The sequence below is a fragment of the Moorena sp. SIO2C4 genome (assembly GCF_010672485.1).
Lineage (GTDB): Bacteria > Cyanobacteriota > Cyanobacteriia > Cyanobacteriales > Coleofasciculaceae > Moorena > Moorena producens.
The window spans coordinates 1-2,315 of record NZ_JAAHGN010001138.1 but is presented as its reverse complement, the minus strand read 5'-3'; the positions used below and the strand labels follow the sequence as shown (position 1 = coordinate 2,315).

General features: G+C 41.3%; 4 protein-coding genes. 2 read left to right on the top strand and 2 right to left on the bottom strand.

Translation table 11 applies throughout. The annotated features are described in order from the left end of the window. Window positions 1-367 precede the first annotated feature (367 nt). On the top strand, window positions 368-691 hold the full coding sequence (locus F6K20_RS34700) for a hypothetical protein (protein WP_008181846.1): 324 nt from the start codon (window positions 368-370) through the stop codon (window positions 689-691). Window positions 692-745: 54 nt separating this feature from the next. Here F6K20_RS34700 and F6K20_RS34695 read toward each other — a convergent pair whose 3' ends face one another. Together F6K20_RS34695 and F6K20_RS34690 are read right to left on the bottom strand one after the other, a co-directional pair. Beyond that, on the bottom strand, window positions 746-1,030 hold the full coding sequence (locus F6K20_RS34695) for a hypothetical protein (RefSeq protein WP_287297830.1): 285 nt from the start codon (window positions 1,028-1,030) through the stop codon (window positions 746-748). 281 nt (window positions 1,031-1,311) lie between these two features. Further along, window positions 1,312-1,449, bottom strand: coding sequence for a hypothetical protein (locus tag F6K20_RS34690; RefSeq protein WP_154659732.1), 138 nt, complete (start codon window positions 1,447-1,449; stop codon window positions 1,312-1,314). A 64-nt stretch (window positions 1,450-1,513) separates the two neighbouring features. On the opposite strand from F6K20_RS34690, the gene F6K20_RS34685 reads away from it, so the two are divergent. Beyond that, entirely contained in the window at window positions 1,514-1,867 is a 354-nt protein-coding gene (locus tag F6K20_RS34685; RefSeq protein WP_008181848.1) for a histidine triad nucleotide-binding protein, read from the top strand. The last annotated feature ends 448 nt before the right edge of the window (window positions 1,868-2,315 follow it).

Genomic DNA, 2,315 nt, shown 5'->3' with positions numbered 1-2,315 from the left:
GCAACTAGACTACATTGTAGGAAGCCCAGAAAATCAAAACAATTTTATTCAAAAGCACCGATTAGTAGCGTGGCACAGGCTTCGATGCTGGCACTTTCCCCATAAACACCTCAATTAGTGTGGGCAAACGCGCATTAGCTGATAGCACCTCAAGTAGCACCATCTGTAGCGCATTAGCTGATAGCTGAATGCTTACGGAGTTATCCCATTTCTCTTTATCTATTGATCTATTGATACTCTAGTTTTCCACTAAAAACTCGCCAAAATGGCGAGACGAAACTGAGATTTTTCTCTAAAACAGAATTGGTAGACTTACAGAAATCTTGAAGAAAGTCATCTGTCACACTCCTATGGAGGAAAACTAATAATGGAAATTTCTGAGTTACCCATCGGTTTTGAGTTGTTATCCGATGAGGAAACCTTTCTCAATGATCTAGATCAGCAAGATACTATGGTTCATGGTGGATGTGGTCCGACTCCCCAAACACCATTCATTCTGTGTCCAGCACCTACGGCAGTTCCCATGCCTGAACACCCAGAACCTTTTCCCAAATGTCCACGCCCAATACCCCAACCAACACCTCCTGTTTTTGAACATCCACGGCCCAGACCTCCTTTTCCTAAACCCGGGCCCAGACATTTTCCTAGAACAGGACCGATAATGACTCCACCAATACGAATGGAACATTAGATTGAGGGCATTAGCCCCTCGCTCTAAGTGTAGGGGCTGATGGTAATGATTAAGCTAAAACGCATTTTCAATGTGTTTTAAGAAGGCAAAAGGCAATAGGCAATAGGCAATAGGCAATAGGCAAAAGGTAAAAGGCAATAGGCAATAGGCAATAGGCAATAGGCAATAGGCAAAAGGTAAAAGGCAAAAGGTAAAAGGCAAGAGGCAAGAGGCAAGAGGCAAGAGGCAATAGGCAAGAGGCAATAGGCAATAGGCAATAGGCAAGAGGCAAGAGGCAATAGGCAATAGGCAATAGGCAATAGGCAAGAGGCAAGAGGCAATAGGCAATAGGCAAAACACAAAAGGATGCTGGAATCTATATTTTTTAGGTTATTTCACTAATATACAGTTTACATGCACAACATCTTACTAGTTTCTTTGGATAAAAATTAGGAATATATATAATTTATTGTTGAATATTTATCATATAAACGATTATTTTTAGCAAGGTTATAGATATAGGAATTATAACTATTTTGTGAACTATAACGCGGGCATTATGGTCCCACAAGGATGAAAGTTATTTCCATTGTCTTGATGCAATAGCGAGTGGGGGAAACCCCCAAGACCGCGCTGCATCGCTACCAAACATCCCGATATACTTTTTTGCCTATTGCCTGTTGCCTATTGCCTATTGCCTGTTGCCTGTTGCCTATTGCCTGTTGCCTATTGCCTCTTGCCTCTTGCCTTTCCCAAGCGCGACTATGTTCACAACTCAAATAACAATGCTATAGCTACCTGACATTTTGTGTCACAATTGCATCTGATCTAGTAAACATAGTAATGGCAGCTGCTATGAGCGAAACCATCTTTAGCAAGATTATCCGCCGAGAAATCCCAGCGGATATTGTTTATGAAGACGATTTAGCCCTTGCTTTCAAGGATATTAACCCTCAGGCACCAGTTCATATTCTGGTAATTCCCAAGAAGCCCATTCCTCAACTGGCAGCAGCTGAGTCGGAAGATCAAGCCCTGATGGGACACCTGCTGTTAACTGCTAAGCAAGTTGCTGACCAAGTCGGTTTGACCAATGGCTATCGACTGGTGATTAATAATGGTGCTGATGGTGGTCAAACGGTTGATCACCTTCATTTGCACATCTTGGGTCAACGCCAAATGAAGTGGCCTCCTGGTTGAGGTTTTTTAAGTGCTAAGTGTTGAGTGCTGAGTCGTAAGTAGCTTTCTAAGTTACGACTTAGGGAAAGAACCAGTTTCAGGCTCTATATCTCAGGCTCTATATATAGAGGCGTTCCATGGAACGCCTTTACTTTTATTTTTATGCGTACGCTATTTTGGTTTACCTATTTTTGTTTTATTATCACATTAAGCTTTATTTGTCAATACTTAACTAATATAACTTTTACTTATTTACATTATTTAATAACCTGAGGGGAAATTACTCTCAAAACCCTTTACAAAACTTTAGATATTGCTTAATATAAATACATGAAGGCACAAACAAGCCGGACGAACCTCGATAACTTCATATTCATACCCGCAATCATAAGAACATGACTACTGTATTACAGCAGAGCAACACCTCTGTGTGGTCTCAGTTCTGCAATTGGGTCACCTCCACCAACAA

Excerpts from the sequence above, each read along its gene's own strand:
- F6K20_RS34685 (WP_008181848.1), top strand. The coding sequence starts at position 1,514 with ATGGCAGCTGCTATGAGCGAAACCATCTTTAGCAAGATTATCCGCCGA.
- F6K20_RS34700 (WP_008181846.1), top strand. The coding sequence starts at position 368 with ATGGAAATTTCTGAGTTACCCATCGGTTTTGAGTTGTTATCCGATGAG.